Raw genomic sequence first — 17,851 nt, forward strand, 5'->3', positions numbered from 1 at the left:
GAAAATAGCAAATGTAATCGAAACTAAGAGTGAAGGGGGAATCCACTTTGATAAAGTTATTTTCAGATAGTGATTTAGATGGAGTAGGATGTGGACTTGTAGCCAAACTGGCATTTGGTGAAGAAGTTGATGTCTCCTATTGCTCTTACCGAAACCTTAATGAGCGTGTGGAAAAATATATTGAAAACCGCGAGCACAATCAGGCTAAGGTGTACATAACCGATCTTGCGGTGAATGACAAAAATGAAAAATCATTGGAAAAACGCCATAAAGCGGGTCATTACATACAGATGGTAGACCATCACAAAACGGCGATGCATTTTAACAAATATGACTGGGGATTTGTACAAGCTGAATATGACAACGGCAAAAAAACCTGTGCAACCTCGCTATACTATGAATTTCTTCTTGAAAAAAATCTTATCGAAAAACATGAAGGTTTAGAAGAATTTATTGAGCTAGTGCGTCTCTATGATACATGGGAATGGGAGTCTGAAAATCGAATCGAAGCTAAACGTTTAAATGATTTATTTTTTATTATTGGAATTGAAGAGTTTGAAACGAAAATGTTAGAAAGACTCCAACACAATCGTGATACTTTCCAGTTAACAGATGCCGAGAATTTCTTATTAGATACCGAAGATCGAAAAATCGAGCGCTATATTAACTCTAAAAATAGACAAATGGTGCAGACGTTTATCGAAGAATATTGCGTCGGTGTCGTTCATGCTGAGCAATACATTTCTGAACTTGGAAATGCACTTGGAAAACTGAACCCGCATTTGGACTTAATTGCATTACTAAATGTCGGTACGAAAAAAATCGGACTTCGTACTATACACGATGATGTTGATGTGTCGGAATTTGCGAAGCGATTTGGCGGTGGGGGACATCCAAAAGCATCTGGCTGTTCACTTGGCGATACGGCATTTGAGCTTTTTGTAAAAAATACATTCCCATTATATGCGATACGACATGATGCTCCTGAAAACCAACTTAACGTAAAAGAAAATGAAAATGGGACACTGTTTGTGAATCGTAAAGGGGAAAAATCATTTGTTTTCAAAAAAGAGGATAAATGGGTCATCCACCACGACAAAAAAACACTTGATGCAAAGTTTTCATCATTTGAAGAAGTTGAGCGTTTTGTAAAACGTCAATTTGCAAGTGGTTTAGCCTTTGACAATGAACTTCTTACCTATATTGGCGAGCACATAAATAAGAAAGAAGATGCCATTAAAGCGAACCTTGATGGTGCGTTAGTGAGTATAAAGAACCAATTTTAGTGTTTTAAAAAATGAAACGTGTGTTCGTATGGTAAAATGTGCTATAATAAAATGGCAATAGGTTGTCCATAAGGGTGGTCGGCTAAGCTCCCGTTGAAAGGGGGTGATGCCTATATGACGATTTATGAAAGTCTTGTAATTATGCTTTCGTTTGCGTCGCTTGTTGTTGCGATTTTATCTTTTGACAACAATAAAAAATAGACCTCCCTTTCTCTGCTAAAGTCGGGTGAGGTCTATCTTATCTTAGGCTGATCCTCTTAGTGGGACCAATTCTATTGCTAGGCCGTAGATGCTCGCAACATCTGCGGTCTATTTGTATTTTACGAGTATTTACAATTATCATACCATAACTTCAAAAAAAATGGCACAAATACTTGAATTTCAAGGTGAATTCATTGCTTCATTGTTTAAACTTCGATAAAATACGTGGGGATATAAGTATATGTTCACATATTTTATATATAGTATGAGAGGATTTGATTCTACATGACAATACAGCTAGAAGATTTACAACTACCGACAAATTTAAAAACTGACATTTCAAATAGAAAGAACAAAAAGGCAAATGATGAACTTTTAATCGGAAAAGGTGGGTACACTCCTTCAGATATCAATATTATTCGCGATGCTATTATTGCACTAAGCATAGGAAAAAATGTGCTGCTTAAGGGCCCAACAGGTTCTGGTAAAACAAAGCTTGCTGAAACAATTTCCCATTTATTTCAGCAACCGATGTATAGCATTAACTGTTCAGTAGACCTTGATGCAGAGGCATTGCTTGGCTATAAAACAATTCAAGAGCAAGAAGGAAAAATGAAAATCGAATTTGTTGCTGGCCCTGTAATTAATGCGATGAAAAAAGGATACTTACTATATATCGATGAAATCAATATGGCAAAACCAGAAACATTACCCATTTTGAATGGTGTACTTGATTATCGAAAAATGATAACAAATCCGTTTACTGCTGAAGTGGTTCGAGCTGAAAATGGCTTTGGTGTCATTGCAGCAATTAATGAAGGATATGTCGGAACTGTGCCTTTAAATGAGGCTTTGAAGAACCGTTTTGTCGTTATCGAGGTTCCTTATATTCAAGGAGAAACACTAAAAGAGGTGCTTCAAACACAAACAGCATTACAGGACGAAAATTTAATTAACAAATTTGTTTCATTATCATCTGACTTAATTACTCAAGTTCGTGGTGGTATGCTTTCAGAAGAAGCGGCATCGATCCGAGCTTTGATTGACACATGTGATTTAGCCATGTATATGCCACCATTACGTGCTATTGAACGTGGCATTATCGAAAAACTAGAAGATGATCGAGAGAAAGCAGCGGTTAAAAATATAGCAGAAACTCTGTTCGAGTGAGGTTGTTACAATGAGATTTATTCAATTTAATGATAAAAAGGTCGACTCTTTTCTATTCATGGAATTGTCAGACCTCGCTAAGACAATCTCAAAAAATCCAGAACTAGAAATTGAGTTAGGCTATAAATCATATTTTGACCCGATTCAAGAAAAAATCATCATCAGTCATTTCTGGGACAACCGTCCAAATAGCGATAAACGATACGGATTATTAAGCGATGTTTTTTTACGGACAATTGGTAGCATGAGGTACACTAGTTTTAAAGAAATTGATCGTTATTTAAAATTCTGTAGAAAATCGGAGCTCCCTAGCTTCTCTAAGCAAATGTTTATGTTGTTTGAGGATTTTCGTTTGGAAGAGCTTTGCATAAAAGATCGCCCAGGAACACGGAAATCATTTGCAAAAAGACGGAGAATGTATCGCAAGTATTATGAGGACCAACTCCATGTCAACATGGTTAAAAGCGTTCCGACTGATGCCTTATTTAATGCGATTTTAATTCTTTTAACAGCCGAGTCACCACTTGAAGAAATTCCTTTCATTCAAGAAAAAATTGATCTTGTTATTCCGTTTCTCCGAAGCCAAATTCCGAAAGTCTTCGACGCGAAAGATACAAAAGATATCGTCAAAATTTGTATGGAAGTCATTGATGTGTTAGGAGATATACTTCATGAAGATATGTTGAACACTTATTTTCATTTACCAGAGCTCGATTATGAAACTTTGGAGGATGGCTTAACCATCGATGACTTGAAACGGAAAGATAAATTAAAAAACAATGATGTGCTTGATGATGTAAAAAAAGGCGATGAAGATGTCCATGAAGAGAAGTTCGAAACCTGGCATCGAGAAACAAGCACACCAACTAAAAGCTTTTTACAATTTGATTTAGAACAAGGTTCAAGAACGAATCTGATGGGTGAAGGGGCAAGAGAAGGCGAAGAGGGTGACCAAGCGTTAGGGATTGCCCAAGGCTCGTCTAAAAAAAGTAAAAACAATGATTACTCGAAGCTTGAAGCCATGGAAATGGTCCAATCTGAAAAAGAGGGTTCCTCAGAATCAGAATTTGGAAAGGAAAATCGTTTTGCTTACCCAGTCTTTAAGAATGCACGAAAGCCAACAGATAATGAAGTCATTCAATACGAAAAAAACAAATCAATTATTGCTCCATATCAGAAAAAGTTAAAGCAAATGATCATAAAAACATTAGAACATAAAAAGAATCTTCCAAGAGGAGACTTGCATTTTGGACGATTGAATAAGAAGTTGATTCGAATTTTTACTGACGACAATCCACGGTTATTTTATAAAAAAGAACAACCCTCCCATCAAATTGATGCTGTGTTCTCATTGTTAGTCGACTGCTCTGCTTCGATGTTTGATAAAATGGATCAGACAAAACTTGGTATTGCGCTATTTCACGAAGCCTTAAAATCTGTACAGGTTCCTCACGATGTTACAGGTTTCTGGGAGGATACAAATGATGCAGATAATACAAAGCAACCGAACTATATGCAAACGGTCATCGATTTTGATTCTAGCTTAAAGCGCAGTTACGGTGCGGAAATTATGCAGCTTGAGCCAGAGGAAGACAACCGTGACGGTTTTTCCATTCGCCTACAAACGAAAAAGCTTTTACAACGTACAGAAAAGCAGAAGTTTCTACTCGTATTCTCTGACGGTGAACCAGCTGCATTTGATTATGAACAAAATGGCATCATCGATACACACGAAGCCGTATTAAAAGCAAGAAAACATGGGATTGAAGTCATTAATGTGTTCTTATCAAACGGAGAAATTGATGAAGGGCAGCAAACAACAATCCAAAACATTTACGGAAAGTACAGTATTTTGGTACCAAATATTGACCAATTACCAGATGTTTTGTTTCCATTGCTGAAAAAACTGCTGTATAAGAGTATTTAAACAGTACGTAGCGTTTATTTTTTAAATCCAGCTATTCTAGCTGGATTTTTTTTGTAAAAGAATGTTATCTCAACCGCTATCATATGATGAAGTATTAAGAAAATAGGGGTGAGGAATGTGCAGGATTCGAAGCGATTTACACAACTACCAGAGGAGCTTATTTCAACGTACTTCACATTAAGTGAACAGGCGAAAGAAATTGAGAAGGAATTAAAGGAAATGAAGAAGGTTCTGAATGTTTACTTTGATGAGACGGTTGGAAAGCATGAAAAAGGGGAGTCAATTGTTGGAAATTACAAAATTCAACGACAGATTCGTTCTTCAGAAAGCTATCATGACGAGAAAATGGTAAAAAGATTAGAGGAATTGAATCTCGTCGATTGCATTCAAATTACTAAGAAACCCAATCAAGAAAAAGTCGAAGCAGCGGTTACGCTTGGCCTAATCGGACAAGCTGACATTGAGGATTGTATTGTCAAAAAGACAACAAATGCAATTACCGTCCGGAAAATTTAAAAAACAGGAGAGGCTCGCCTTCTCCTGTTTTTTAAATGTCTAGTTCCAGGGACCATTGGCTCGAGGTCAAAAGCCAAGAGCTTCTAAAGGCAAAAAGCGCCTTTTATCAGCGCTTTTGGATTGCTTGTCGCCGATATATGCCGGCGCCTTGCATTTTCTATTAGTCTACTACAATATACCCAATCATCGGGCCATTATTATTTTTATCAGAGTGATTCAAGCAAATGATGCGATACATACCTTCCTCTTTAAAATTCGCTTTAAGTGAAATTTCTTCTCCTTTTTTAACAGTGCCTTTAATGTCTGTACCTTCAATATAGAAGGAATGTTCCTTGCCATTTACACCGTAAATATTAAAGGTTACTTCCTTACCTTGAGGAACATATACAGTTCCTGGATTCCAGAAGTAGGACTCGATCTCTTTGCCATCGTCTGTCGTCGATTTTAGTTCTCCTGTTGTAATATGTATCACGACATCCTTTTTGGCTGCTTGTGGAGCAATCGTAGGAATGATTTCAGGTTGCAGCCATAGCCAACCACCAACCAATACCACAGCAGCAATAAAAGCAGTAACAATCCAACTTCTTTTAACCACAACAAATTTCATTTTCAACCCTCCTATAGTTTCTCTCCCTATAATGTATGCTTGACCCACTAGAAAACTTGTCTATTATTTAAGTTTTTTTAAAATTCAAACAGGAATTATGCGAAATATGTAGAATATTATACGTAATATAATAATGAACTCATGTAAAAGAATGAATAGTGTAGAGAAAGAAAGGACTTGACGGTATGAATCCAGTGGTTGGGGAACTCGTTTATTATCTTGAAAGCAATTTATCGTTTTTTTAAAATCGTGGAAAGAAAAGACCGTGATGTCTGAATATGATGTTCATAAGGACAAATTAGTCTTGAACGGATTAACCATGTTTGAACTAATCAAAAACTCATTGATCAATCCAATTGATGAAGAAAAACTCGAAATATTCGCTCACAAACTGGCAGAAGAACGGGTTGAGGCGAATATTAATATTGGGGAATTCGTCTATAATGTTAATCTAGGTAGAACTGAAATATTAAAATACATATATAGGTCAAACATTGATCATGATCAACTAGAGTCTGTTTTTGAAGAAGTTAACCGGATATTTGATTTGTTTTCGTATTATGCCGTATCGAGATATACGGAAATGAAAGAAAAGCAGCTCCAGGAAAAGATTCAATATATCGATCAAAGCCACCAAGAGCGACTTACCATCTTGGGCCAAATGGCATCAACATTTGTTCACGAGTTCCGAAATCCACTGACGGCTGTGATTGGTTTTGTTAAATTAATTGGTAATGATAACCCTGACATCAAATATCTAGATATCATCAGTCATGAATTAAATCAGTTAAACTACAAAATATCGCAGTTCCTACACGTTTCTAAAAAAGAGTTAGTGGAAAAAAATGAAAATGAAATTTCGTTATTAGATTTATTTACAGAAATCACGGAGTTCATTTATGCGAGTATTCTAGATGGAGATGTGAAAGTTCATATCGATATTGAATCAAACATACATATGGTTGTTAATGAAGATGAAATTAGACAAGTGTTGTTAAACATATTGATGAACTCCATTGACGCATTAAAACTGAGAGAAACAGACCGAACCATTTTAATAAAGGGCCAACATATTGACGAACAGATAATTGTGTCCGTTTCTAATAATGGCCCAGCTATTCCTAAGGAATCCTTGGATACGATTTTCGAACCATTTTATACTACAAAAGAATTCGGAACAGGGATTGGACTTTTTGTATGTAAAAAAATTATCGAAAAACATGGTGGAACAATTTCCTGTTCATCGGATTCAAATGTAACAGAATTTAAAATCATTCTACCGTATAGTGAGTAGTAAAACTCGGCAAAGGACCGGGTTTTCTTTATGTCTTGAAATCTAAATCGTGTATAATAGGAAGGGTGAATTGGAGGAATTAAAATGAAATCACTTGTTCTTGCAGAAAAACCTTCTGTTGGAAGAGACATTGCCCGTGTTCTAAACTGTCATAAAAAGGGCAACGGATTTTTCGAAGGGGATAAATATATTGTGACATGGGCATTAGGCCATTTAGTCACACTAGCAGATCCTGAAAAATATGGAGACCACTATAAAACGTGGAAGCTAGAGGATTTACCGATTATTCCGAATCCACTAAGCCTTGTGGTCATTAAGCAAACTGGTAAACAATACAGTGCGGTTAAAACACAAATGCACCGTAAAGATGTCAATGAAATTATCATCGCAACTGATGCTGGACGAGAAGGCGAGCTTGTTGCTAGATGGATTATTGAAAAAAACATACTCGCAAACCAATCAAACGCTTATGGATTTCATCGGTTACAGATAAGGCGATTAAACAAGGATTTGCTAATTTGAAAAACGGGAAGGAATATGAGAATCTTTATTCTTCAGCAGTTGCCCGTGCGGAAGCTGATTGGTTAGTTGGAATCAATGCAACACGAGCATTGACAACCAAGTTTAACGCGCAGCTTTCCTGTGGACGTGTGCAAACACCAACCTTGGCAATGATTGCAAAACGTGAAGAAGAAATTAAGAATTTTAAACCAACACCCTATTATGAAATCAAAGCAATAACCGATGGTTTAAATTTAAAATGGCAACATGAAAAAACAAAAGAACAACGCATTTTTAAAAAGGATATTTCATCATCCATCGTTCGTTCTCTCCAGGGACAGAAAGCGAAAATCATCGACGTTCAAATATCACAAAAGAAAAGCTATGCACCACATCTTTATGATTTAACAGAGCTTCAGCGTGATGCGAATAAACGGTTTGGCTTTTCAGCTAAGGAGACTTTAAATGTGCTCCAAAAATTGTATGAACATCATAAACTTGTCACCTATCCTAGGACTGATTCAAAATATCTTTCTACAGATATCATTGACACACTAAAGGATAGAATTGAAGGATGTATGGTGCAGCCATATGCAAAGCTTGGTTCAAAAATCTTGAAAAATGGAATCAAAACAAACAAATCATTTATCGATAACAGCAAAGTGACCGACCACCATGCAATTATTCCGACTGAGGAACGTCCGAATCTTCAAGCCTTATCCGCAAAGGAAGAAAAAATTTATGATTTGATTGTAAAACGATTCTTAGCTGTTTTTCTTCCACCATATACGTACGAACAAAAAACGGTGCATGCACGTATTGGTAATGAGCTATTTGTTGCCAAAGGAATTACCGTTAATTCATTAGGTTGGAAAGAGGTTATCACAGCAGTCGATGAAAATGATGATGAAGGTCAAATTCCAGCACTAATCCAACCAGGTATGAACCTTAACGTCCTTTCAGTAAAGGAAATCGAAAAAGAAACACAACCGCCAAAGCCGTTCAATGAAGGTACTTTACTTTCAGCAATGGAAAATCCAGCAAAATACATGGCAGGAGAAAGCAAAGATTTAATCGATACAATCGGTAAAACAGGTGGACTTGGTACAGTTGCAACCCGTGCAGATATCATTGATAAACTATTCAATACCTTCTTAATCGAAAAAAGAGGGCAGGATATCCATATTACAAATAAAGGGAAACAACTATTAGAACTTGTACCAGAGGATTTAAAATCTCCAGTGTTATCAGCTGAATGGGAACAAAAGCTTGAACAAATCGCCAAAGGCCGTTTGAAAAAGAATGCGTTCATCTCAGATATTAAGCAATATACGAAGGAAGTTGTCTCTGACATTAAAATGAGCGATTCAAAATTCAAGCATGATAACATCACTGGCACAAAATGTCCAGACTGTGGAAAATTGATGCTTGAAGTCAATGGGAAAAAGGGAAAAATGTTAGTGTGTCAGGACCGTGAGTGTGGCCATCGAAAGAACATTGCAAAACTGACAAATGCCAGATGCCCGAACTGCCATAAGAAAATGGAACTTCGTGGAGAAGGGGAAGGACAACTATTCGTATGTAAATGCGGACACCGCGAAAAACTTTCTGCCTTCAACGAAAGACGCAAAAAGAACCAGAATGGAAAACTCTCTAAAAAAGAAGTATCCAACTACATGAAAAAACAACAAAAAGAAGAACCAATCAACACAGCACTAGCCGATGCACTCGCAAAACTAAAGCTTTAGGAACCAAGGGGACGGTTCTCCTGGTTCCACCGGGCCAAACTTAGTCCCGCAATAGTGAGTAACAACGGAAACTTTGTTGTAGATAGTGGTCTACCAGCACAAAAAAATGGTCAATCTCCTACATGGAATTGACCATTTTTATTTAGAAAAGGAAGGGTATTTTGTGCTGAAAATCGAATTTAATAGTATACAAAGTTTATGTGCAAGGAGTTACTATGAGAAGCGAAAAAGAAATGATGGAGTTAATATTGAAAATTGCTAGTGATGATGAACGAATTCGAGCCGTGTACATGAATGGTTCAAGAACAAATCCTACTGTTCCAAAAGATATTTTCCAAGATTATGATATTGTCTATGTGGTAACGGAAACAGAGTCTTTTATAAAAGATGAGGGCTGGATTGAGCGTTTTGGTGAATTACTCTTGCTACAGGAACCGGATAAAAATGATCAATTGAGTGGAGTTCAAGCAAATGTAACTCGTTCCTATGGGTATTTAATGTTATTTCAAGATGGAAATCGAATTGACCTACATATCGAAACTCAAGAAAAAATGCTCGAAGAATATGGTGTTGATAAATTAACATTACCTTTATTGGATAAAGACAATATATTACCATCAATTCCACTTCCTACAGATGTTGACTATCATGTTAAACAGCCATCGGAAGCCATGTTTTTTAATTGTTGCAATGATTTTTGGTGGTGTTTGCAAAACGTTGCTAAAGGAATTTGGCGCGATGAATTACCGTATGCAAAACAAATGTTTGAAGGGATTATCAGGCAGCGCCTAGATGAGATGGTTGAATGGTATATTGGTTGTAACACGGATTTTCAAGTCTCTGCAGGAAAAATGGGGAAATATTATAAAAAATATCTTCCAGAACCTTATTGGAAACAGTATGAAAAAACATATTCCAACCATGAATATGCTAACTTTTGGCATTCTATATTTGTCACTTGTGAGTTATTCAGAACATTAGCTAAAGAAGTAGCAGATGACTTATCGTTTACATACCTACTTATGGATGATCAAAACATGACGAATTATTTAGAACATGTGAAAAACCTTCCATTTGATGCTGAAGGAATTTATTAATAAAGGAAAGAGTGATAACGTTTGAAGGAAACTATTTATCATTACGAAGACCTATTAAACATGTTAGATTCTTTACTGCGAGAGCCGACTCATTTTTGGGATTCCTTTTATTCCGATAGAGAAAAAGGGATACCATTCTTTGTAAACGTACCCGACGAAAACCTAGTTTCATATTTTGATAGAAACTTTTTGAATGTGGGAAAAGTACTTGAATTAGGCTGTGGACCTGGCCGAAATGCCATTTATCTTGCACAAAAAGGATGGACGGTCGATGCTGTTGATTTATCCAAAGAATCCCTTAAGTGGGCAGAAGAACGTGCTATTGAAAATAATATACATATCAATTTTATACATAAGAATATTTTTGATTTGGAAATAGAAGAAGGAACATACGATTTTGTTTACGATTCAGGTTGCTTTCACCATATTGCTCCACATCGTAGGATGAGTTACATAAATGTAGTAAAAAAAGCTTTAAAACCTAATGGTTATTTTGCGATTACTTGCTTTTATGAAGGCGGATTATTTGGCGGATCAGATATTTCTGATTGGGAAGTGTATCGATTACGCAGCCTAAAAGGTGGATTAGGTTATACTGATGAAAAATTAAGAACAGTCTTTCGAGAGTTTAGAGAAATAGAAATTAGAAAAATGAAGGTATTTAATCAACCTAATCATGTTTTCGGTGTCCCTGACTTTTTAACTGGGTTGTTTCAAAAAGAATAATCATTAGGGGGATTTAGTGTGAAACAGTTTTTTGAGTACAACTGGCAGGTAAGGGATGAATGGTTTGAGTGGTGTAAACAACTCTCGAATGAAGAATTGGTAAAGGAACGCACTGGTGGAGTCAGAAGTATTTTATATACACTTTTTCACATAATTGATGTGGAGTATAGTTGGGTAAGGGGGATTCAAGGCAAAGAGGATATCATCTTTCAGTATAAAGATTATAACACTCTTGATAGTATTAAGTCCCTATCTGATACTTGTCGAAAAGAAATATCAGGATTTTTAAAATCTCAAATAATCAAAGAAGAAACTGTAATCGTACCGTGGGATAAAGAACCATATACAATTGATGAAATCCTTCATCACATCATCGCCCATGAAATACACCATATAGGTCAACTTTCAATATGGGCTAGAGAATTACAAATAAATCCTGTTTCTGCTAACTTTATAGGAAGGAAGCTTAGAGTTTTTAACATTATAAGGAACTCTTGAAGGTATTCACATAATTGGTTAAAAAACATGATGTGTGTAACACAATTTGTTATACAATTTAGTAGCATAAAAAAAGGCTTTGAACAAAAGTTGAGGTATCTACACTATGAATGGTAAGTCAAAAACGAATATCGAAAACAGTTATCATCTTGCGGAGGAAAAAGCATCACGTTATTTTCAAGAGCTTTTTACAGACATTAAGGAAAAGCAATATGTCTCAACACTTTCAAAAGATATAAACTCTTGGAAACAAGAACATATCTTTCGTACGGTTATTCCCTTTCGCACCAAAGCAAAATCAGAAACTCAAGATTATGATAGTTATATTAGATGGTTGAATGCCAAAGGAAAACTTGAACCATATTTAAATCGAAGCATTTCCTATATTTATATGAGAGATATGGGAAAAGACCTTACTTCGCTGGATAGGCAAGCTAGAATTAATAATGTTGTTACCAGATTGAAAAAACACTTACTACAAAGGACTTCTAAAGATAAAAAAGAAGAATCAGATATTTTTAGTATGGCAGGTTTATATCGGTGGGGCCAAAAGGAGGGGGTTGAATCCACAATTATTTGGTTGATGGACAAACTAAAGGCTGTATCTATCAATATACCTGATGGAATGGATGCTACTCATGCAAGGCGGAAATTAATCAAAATTATTGCAGGTGTTATCATAAATGACATGGAAGAAATAGGAGAAAACATTTCACCAGAAGAGCGTTTCAAAAAACTAGATAAAGCCATACGTTTGGGGTTTGCTTATGGCCTCACGTATCCCTTTATTGACGATCTATTGGATTCAAAGGTTTTGTCTGACCACGAGAAAAGGCAATTTTCCGACATGATACGAACAACACTTCTTACTAAAACTGTACCGGATTTAGGGGAATGGAAATGGAATAACAAGGAAATGTTAGAATTTATTCATACTGAACTTTCAGAAGCCTTCCAGTATATTAAAACTCAACAGCCTCACGAAACCTTACATTCCTTTTTCGAACAAACCTATGTATTTTTCAAATCTCAAGAAGTCGACCGTGAAAAAGATCTCTCAATTAAAACATACACGAATGAAGAGTTATTTGTCCCAATTATTATCAAATCCTCCTCTTCGCGAATGATTGTTCGTTCTTTAATCAATGCCCCTAAAGATGAAGAGCTTGACAATCGCATCTTTTACTATGGTATTTACAACCAACTTGCAGATGACTTCGCAGATATGTTTTCTGATTTGGAGGACGGTGCGGTGACGCCCTATACGTATTATTTAAAATATCACAAAAAGCGCCCCGATTTAGTTAATCCGTTTGAGTTGTATTGGGTTGTGATTTCATATTTAATCCATAATGTGTACGAATCAAATTCGAAAGTCAGTGAAATTATTTTGGATCGTGCGATTAATGGGTTGAAGCGTTTTAAAAAGCGGTCCGGGGAACGAGTGTACAATGAGGTAATGGAGACATTTTCAACGGATAATCCAAACTTTAATCGAATGATTCAAAAAATAGTTCGAAAAGCTGATGATGTTGATTTCTTTGATAAACTTTTACGTGATCATATGGTGACTAGTTTGAAAATTGAACAGAATGAACAGGAGGAATTTTCTGAGTTAATTGAAGAAGTTCGAATAAAAATAAACGGCCTTCTGCACATTTCTAAAAATGCAAATAACACTTCACCTATTACGGATGCAGCAAAATACAGTCTCAATGGAGATGGGAAAAGAGTAAGACCCATAGTGACTTGGATGATGGGTGTTAAGGAATATGGATTGCAAGAAAAGGAAATTGCACCTCTATTGAAGTCAATAGAATACATGCATACAGCTTCGTTAATTTATGATGATCTTCCATCCCAGGATAATGCAGCCTTTCGGAGAGGGCGACCAACTGTTCACCAGTTTTATAATACCGCTATTGCTGAGTTAACGGGGCTCTTTCTGACACAAACTGCTACATTTGAGCAAGCATCTCTGACTTCGTTTGATCCGAATACAGTTTTAAGGCTAATCCAATACTCGACTGAGAGTACGATGGATATGTGTAAGGGGCAAGTAATGGATTTGGACTCCAAAGGAAAACACCTTTCACTAGAAGAATTAAATCTTATGTGTCATTTAAAAACGGGAAAAGGGATAGAAGCTGCTCTTATCATGCCTTCAATCCTCGCAAATGTAGATGAAAATAAAACCGAAGCTTTAAAAAAGTTTGCGTATCATGCAGGTATTGCTTTTCAAATAAAGGATGATTTATTAGATGTTGAAGGTACAATTGATTCACTAGGAAAATCAGTTGGTAAAGATGCCGAAAATAATCATTCTACATTTGTCACCATCTTAGGGGTAGAGGATGCGAAAAAAGAGATGTGGGAACATTACTGCCTGGCGATGGAGACATTGAAAGAGATACCCCTAAAAACACCTTTCTTAAAACAAGTATTGAATTATTTTGTGCAAAGAGACCACTAAAATGAATGCCTACCTTCCAATTATGGGGTGGGTATTTTTAATGCTCCATTGTTTCTGGGTAAAAGCACATTTTCAAAGTACAAGTTGAAAGGCATAAGCCTATCGAATAGGATGCTAGTAGGCTATGAATAAGGAGTGATTAAAGATGTATTATTATGACCCAACCGGTCTAATGGCGTCATCACCACCATACTACACAGATTATGATTATGACTATGATTACAATTACGAGTATGAAAGACAAATGGGCTCATTTTTCCCACCTTCTGGTGGAGGTTCAATGATGCCACCATTCGGGCCACCTAGTCAAGGTCCTGGAGGATTTCCGCCTTTTGGTCCGCCAAGCCAAGGTCCTGGAGGAGGACCACCTTTTGGCCCACCAAGCCAAGGTCAAGGGGGAGGGCCACCAACAGCACCACCACCTTCATTTGTTCCTACACAAAGTCAACAAGCACAAGCCTTTGCAGTCGATCCGGGTAGTATAAGAAGATGTTTATTCAGATATACCTATGTATGGTTACGAGGTTCAGGACAATTCTGGTTCTATCCAACATTTGTTGGAAGAAGATCTGTTTCAGGGTATAGATGGAATGGATTTTCATGGGTGTACTTTGGCATAAGCCTAAGACAAATCCAATCATTTACATGTTTTTAATTCGGACGTAATGAAAAAAGAAGCATGAGTTCCGGGTTCTCATGCTTCTTTTTTGTCTGTTTCAACAGATTATCTTCCATTACATATTGACATAGTTACTTAGAGTAATTTTTTTACCATTACAATATGAGGCCCAATTGGTGGATAATCAAAGACTTCCCCATGAGGCTTAAATCCCAACCGCTCATAATACTCTTGAACATTCGTTCTACCCATGCACCAAAGTAGATCAATACCGTTTTTCGTTAGAATACTTTCTGCATACTTTACTACACCACGTCCAGCACCTAACTTTCTACATTCAGGATGAGTTGCCATCGCTCTTAAACGATATTGCTTTCCGCTTGAAAAATCGAGATTTACTATGGGACAAAAGGATGCAATACTTATGAGAGTACCATCAATAAATGCTCCAACATGAAATCCACCTTCTTGATAATCCGTATCATACATGCTAGCTTCCATTGGCTGGTGAGGGCGCAAAATACGGTGTCTTAAATCGTACGTCATTTCTGGTTTAATTTTCATAACTTCTAGCATCCATTATTCCTCCGCTTTAAACCAAGTGATAGTATATATTTCTTCTATTTCCGACTATCTCCTGCAAGATTTTGTAAATTTCATGTGAAATGAAACAAAGGAAATTTCCAATTTTTATAGAATGTAACCTTAGAAGGATAAAAAATGAGAATTTACATTTTTTTCACTGGATTTTCATAGGGAAAGGTAAACTCAGGAGGTAAGAGTGATGGTTAATGAAATACTCAAAAACAATAAAATAAGCTGGGACAAAGTTGCACACCATTTTAATGGGAAGGATGCACTTCCAAGCTATGGTCCTTTTACACAAACAGAGGATGAATTACATCTGTTTGATGATGTGACTAATAAAAAAGTTCTTGATATCGGATGCGGAAGTGGACATTCCCTACGATACATGTCGGAAAAAGGAGCACGTGAATTATGGGGAGTGGACCTATCAGAAAACCAAATTACAACTGCGTTTGAAACACTGAAAAATTTGAATCCTCAGTTATTTTGTGCTGCCATGGAAAAAGATGTTGGAATACCAAAGAATTATTTTGATTTAGTATATTCCATTTATGCCATTGGTTGGACAACAGATTTAGCGACGACATTTCAATTAATCTATGACTATTTGAAAATTGGTGGTTATTTCATATTCAGCTGGGATCATCCATTATATCCTCATCTGAAGAGTGAGAATGGCCGTATTTATCTTGAAGGCTCCTATCAAAAGGAAAGTTCTGTTACATACAATCATTTCAAAGGGGAAGATGCAAAAATGGTTATCCCCACTAGAAAAATGAGTACATATATCAATGAATTAATAAAAATAGGATTTTCAATTGATCAAGTAATCGAAAGTGATGTGTCAGCGTCTTTTGATTCAATTGAAGATAGTGTTTCAGACCGTTATTATTCCTTACATAAGGCGCGAAGGTTTCCAACAACAATGATAATCAAAGCGTGTAAGCATTAATCAAAGGTAGGATTGTTACTAAAAATATTATTTATAAAAAGGATGTGTAGTAATGAATAGGCTGAATCAATCGCCAATTAAAAATACTATGGGAGGAGTCTTTATTCACGTGACAGATTTAAAAAAGTCAGTTGAATGGTATGGAAACATTTTAGGATTTCAACCTGATTTTATTCATGTACATAGTCCTGTTTATAACATTCCAATTACAGGAACGACGAGTTTAACACTAGATGATCACGCTTTTGATCCAACTTTCATCCACAGTCCTTCACCCAACCCAATTTTTAACTTTCTAGTCGAAGATATTGATGTTGCCTACGATTTTATTAAATCGAATGATATCGAAATCGTCAGGGAAATTGAGAGAGTAGGGGAGAATTTTGCTTGGTTTAATTTTAAAGACCCCGATGGAAATATAATCATGGCTTGTACTTGCTAGAAGTGGATTGAAATATAGTGCATTCATACTATCCTATTGTAAAAGGAAAAGAGGTGATATTGATGAGTTATATTTCTGAACTAAGAAAATTTATCGGTACCCGGCCTATTATAACGGTTGGTGCAACAATTCTTGTTGTTAATGATAAAAACGAAATACTCTTTCAACACCGTTCTGATACACTGGATTGGGGATTACCAGGAGGGACTATGGAACTTGGAGAAACAATAGAGGAAGTTGCAGCTCGTGAACTTAAAGAAGAGACTGGATTAACAAGTATGCTTTTTCAATTTATCGGTGTTTTTTCAGGCCCTCGTTATTATTTTCGTTATCCAAGTGGGGATGAGACCTATAGTGTGATTAACTTATTTCATGCTAAAGATGTCAGTGGTGTACTAGAAATGAACGATGGTGAAAGTATAAACTTAACATTTTTTAACAAGGACAATCTTCCGACCAAGGTTGAGAAGCGTGCAAAGGCTCTCATAGATGAATTGGGAGATTGTTTGTGGGCATTAGAGAGTTCTTTTTAATTCGAAGCTTTTATTGAAGTGTTAGAAAAGGTGAAGATACAGATGCAAGAAAAGGTTAATTTAGTATTAGATATTGCGGGAGTTATTGCGACCAACTACTCACCGATATTTTGGAAAAATCTTTCTACACAATTTAATGTTCCCCATGATAAACTTCTAGAATTTAAAAAGGAATTTCGGCATGATTTGTGGACAGGAAAAATTGGGGAGGGAAGATATTGGTATCTTCTTACAAAAAGGTTTCCAACAATCGATATAGAGTATGCAAGAAATAGTTTATTATCAATGATTAAACCTTTGCCCGCATTGGATCATATTCCAAGGTGGAGTATATATGCTACTATTCATTTAGTAAGTAATCATCGGAGAGAATGGTTAAATCATATAATTGAACCCATTCAAAACCATATAAATAGTATAACAATCTCAAGTGAAGTAGGTTTTTCTAAACCGAATAATGAGATCTTTGTGAGAGTTGCTAATCAAATATCTCAAGGGGCCCGTATTTTATTTATAGATGATCAAGAAAAAAATCTAAATGCTGCAAAAATTCTAGGTTGGAGTACAATACTTGCAGATAAAAATGGTGAATGGATTAGAGAAACTGAAAATCTATTAGTGAGTTCTTTTAAAAGAATGCCCAGATAAGCTCTGGGCATTTCAGACTGTTGAC

The 17,851-nt window shown here is 36.1% G+C and carries 17 protein-coding genes and 1 pseudogene; 16 read left to right on the top strand and 2 right to left on the bottom strand.

The genetic code is table 11. From position 1 onward, the window contains the following. The first annotated feature begins 47 nt into the window (after window positions 1-47). From BTHG_RS02065 to BTHG_RS02085, 5 genes are all read left to right on the top strand, one after another. The gene (locus BTHG_RS02065) at window positions 48-1,286 is read left to right on the top strand and encodes a DHH family phosphoesterase (protein ID WP_010281501.1); all 1,239 of its coding nucleotides are present in this window, start codon (window positions 48-50) and stop codon (window positions 1,284-1,286) included. Window positions 1,287-1,400: 114 nt separating this feature from the next. Then, window positions 1,401-1,487, top strand: a complete 87-nt coding sequence (locus tag BTHG_RS27880) for a putative holin-like toxin (RefSeq protein WP_223254366.1) — start codon at window positions 1,401-1,403, stop codon at window positions 1,485-1,487. A 285-nt stretch (window positions 1,488-1,772) separates the two neighbouring features. Then, a complete protein-coding gene (locus BTHG_RS02075) occupies window positions 1,773-2,657 on the top strand; it encodes an ATP-binding protein (RefSeq protein ID WP_010281509.1) in 885 nt (294 codons plus the stop codon). Window positions 2,658-2,667: 10 nt separating this feature from the next. Further along, window positions 2,668-4,584 carry a vWA domain-containing protein gene (locus tag BTHG_RS02080; RefSeq protein WP_010281512.1) on the top strand — a complete coding sequence of 639 codons (1,917 nt, stop codon included), beginning with the start codon at window positions 2,668-2,670 and terminating at the stop codon, window positions 4,582-4,584. 117 nt (window positions 4,585-4,701) lie between these two features. Then, on the top strand, window positions 4,702-5,100 hold the full coding sequence (locus tag BTHG_RS02085) for a hypothetical protein (protein WP_010281516.1): 399 nt from the start codon (window positions 4,702-4,704) through the stop codon (window positions 5,098-5,100). Between the two features lie 160 nt (window positions 5,101-5,260). On the opposite strand, the gene BTHG_RS02090 is transcribed toward BTHG_RS02085, so the two are convergent. Next, entirely contained in the window at window positions 5,261-5,707 is a 447-nt protein-coding gene (locus BTHG_RS02090) for a cupredoxin domain-containing protein (RefSeq protein ID WP_010281517.1), read from the bottom strand. 232 nt (window positions 5,708-5,939) lie between these two features. On the opposite strand from BTHG_RS02090, the gene BTHG_RS24075 reads away from it, so the two are divergent. The 7 genes and pseudogenes from BTHG_RS24075 (at window position 5,940) to BTHG_RS02125 (ending at window position 14,699) form a co-directional block, all read left to right on the top strand. Continuing rightward, window positions 5,940-7,001 carry a histidine kinase N-terminal domain-containing protein gene (locus BTHG_RS24075; protein WP_052307727.1) on the top strand — a complete coding sequence of 354 codons (1,062 nt, stop codon included), beginning with the start codon at window positions 5,940-5,942 and terminating at the stop codon, window positions 6,999-7,001. A gap of 84 nt (window positions 7,002-7,085) precedes the next feature. Further along, window positions 7,086-9,250: pseudogene (locus BTHG_RS24080) on the top strand (DNA topoisomerase III). Between the two features lie 215 nt (window positions 9,251-9,465). Further along, window positions 9,466-10,347: an aminoglycoside 6-adenylyltransferase gene (locus tag BTHG_RS02105; RefSeq protein WP_010281524.1), complete on the top strand. Its 882-nt coding sequence runs from the start codon at window positions 9,466-9,468 to the stop codon at window positions 10,345-10,347. Between the two features lie 21 nt (window positions 10,348-10,368). Next, window positions 10,369-11,073, top strand: coding sequence for a class I SAM-dependent methyltransferase (locus BTHG_RS02110; protein ID WP_010281525.1), 705 nt, complete (start codon window positions 10,369-10,371; stop codon window positions 11,071-11,073). Window positions 11,074-11,091: 18 nt separating this feature from the next. Then, the gene (locus tag BTHG_RS02115) at window positions 11,092-11,571 is read left to right on the top strand and encodes a DinB family protein (RefSeq protein WP_010281526.1); all 480 of its coding nucleotides are present in this window, start codon (window positions 11,092-11,094) and stop codon (window positions 11,569-11,571) included. A 106-nt stretch (window positions 11,572-11,677) separates the two neighbouring features. Continuing rightward, window positions 11,678-14,044 carry a polyprenyl synthetase family protein gene (locus BTHG_RS02120; protein ID WP_010281527.1) on the top strand — a complete coding sequence of 789 codons (2,367 nt, stop codon included), beginning with the start codon at window positions 11,678-11,680 and terminating at the stop codon, window positions 14,042-14,044. Between the two features lie 145 nt (window positions 14,045-14,189). Continuing rightward, the gene (locus BTHG_RS02125; protein WP_010281532.1) at window positions 14,190-14,699 is read left to right on the top strand and encodes a hypothetical protein; all 510 of its coding nucleotides are present in this window, start codon (window positions 14,190-14,192) and stop codon (window positions 14,697-14,699) included. A gap of 99 nt (window positions 14,700-14,798) precedes the next feature. Here BTHG_RS02125 and BTHG_RS02130 read toward each other — a convergent pair whose 3' ends face one another. Next, window positions 14,799-15,239, bottom strand: coding sequence for a GNAT family N-acetyltransferase (locus BTHG_RS02130; RefSeq protein ID WP_010281534.1), 441 nt, complete (start codon window positions 15,237-15,239; stop codon window positions 14,799-14,801). Between the two features lie 208 nt (window positions 15,240-15,447). Between BTHG_RS02130 and BTHG_RS02135 the strand changes: the two genes are divergently transcribed. The 4 genes from BTHG_RS02135 to BTHG_RS02150 all read left to right on the top strand — a co-directional run bounded on the left by BTHG_RS02135 (window position 15,448) and on the right by BTHG_RS02150 (window position 17,826). Beyond that, window positions 15,448-16,203 (top strand): class I SAM-dependent methyltransferase, encoded by a 756-nt coding sequence (locus tag BTHG_RS02135; protein ID WP_010281537.1) that lies wholly within the window; start codon window positions 15,448-15,450, stop codon window positions 16,201-16,203. A gap of 52 nt (window positions 16,204-16,255) precedes the next feature. Further along, window positions 16,256-16,645, top strand: coding sequence for a VOC family protein (locus tag BTHG_RS02140; RefSeq protein ID WP_010281539.1), 390 nt, complete (start codon window positions 16,256-16,258; stop codon window positions 16,643-16,645). Window positions 16,646-16,707: 62 nt separating this feature from the next. Further along, the gene (locus tag BTHG_RS02145; protein ID WP_010281736.1) at window positions 16,708-17,178 is read left to right on the top strand and encodes an NUDIX hydrolase; all 471 of its coding nucleotides are present in this window, start codon (window positions 16,708-16,710) and stop codon (window positions 17,176-17,178) included. Window positions 17,179-17,220: 42 nt separating this feature from the next. Continuing rightward, window positions 17,221-17,826, top strand: coding sequence for an HAD-IA family hydrolase (locus BTHG_RS02150; RefSeq protein WP_010281738.1), 606 nt, complete (start codon window positions 17,221-17,223; stop codon window positions 17,824-17,826). The last annotated feature ends 25 nt before the right edge of the window (window positions 17,827-17,851 follow it).

Source organism: Bacillus timonensis (assembly GCF_000285535.1).
Classification (GTDB): Bacteria; Bacillota; Bacilli; order Bacillales; family Bacillaceae_L; genus Ferdinandcohnia; species Ferdinandcohnia timonensis.

Coding starts and splice junctions, on each gene's coding strand:
- BTHG_RS02105 (WP_010281524.1), top strand. CDS start 9,466: ATGAGAAGCGAAAAAGAAATGATGGAGTTAATATTGAAAATTGCTAGT.
- BTHG_RS02130 (WP_010281534.1), bottom strand. CDS start 15,239: ATGCTAGAAGTTATGAAAATTAAACCAGAAATGACGTACGATTTAAGA.
- BTHG_RS02080 (WP_010281512.1), top strand. CDS start 2,668: ATGAGATTTATTCAATTTAATGATAAAAAGGTCGACTCTTTTCTATTC.
- BTHG_RS02120 (WP_010281527.1), top strand. CDS start 11,678: ATGAATGGTAAGTCAAAAACGAATATCGAAAACAGTTATCATCTTGCG.
- BTHG_RS02140 (WP_010281539.1), top strand. CDS start 16,256: ATGAATAGGCTGAATCAATCGCCAATTAAAAATACTATGGGAGGAGTC.
- BTHG_RS02135 (WP_010281537.1), top strand. CDS start 15,448: ATGGTTAATGAAATACTCAAAAACAATAAAATAAGCTGGGACAAAGTT.
- BTHG_RS02145 (WP_010281736.1), top strand. CDS start 16,708: ATGAGTTATATTTCTGAACTAAGAAAATTTATCGGTACCCGGCCTATT.
- BTHG_RS02075 (WP_010281509.1), top strand. CDS start 1,773: ATGACAATACAGCTAGAAGATTTACAACTACCGACAAATTTAAAAACT.
- BTHG_RS02150 (WP_010281738.1), top strand. CDS start 17,221: ATGCAAGAAAAGGTTAATTTAGTATTAGATATTGCGGGAGTTATTGCG.
- BTHG_RS02090 (WP_010281517.1), bottom strand. CDS start 5,707: ATGAAATTTGTTGTGGTTAAAAGAAGTTGGATTGTTACTGCTTTTATT.
- BTHG_RS02125 (WP_010281532.1), top strand. CDS start 14,190: ATGTATTATTATGACCCAACCGGTCTAATGGCGTCATCACCACCATAC.
- BTHG_RS27880 (WP_223254366.1), top strand. CDS start 1,401: ATGACGATTTATGAAAGTCTTGTAATTATGCTTTCGTTTGCGTCGCTT.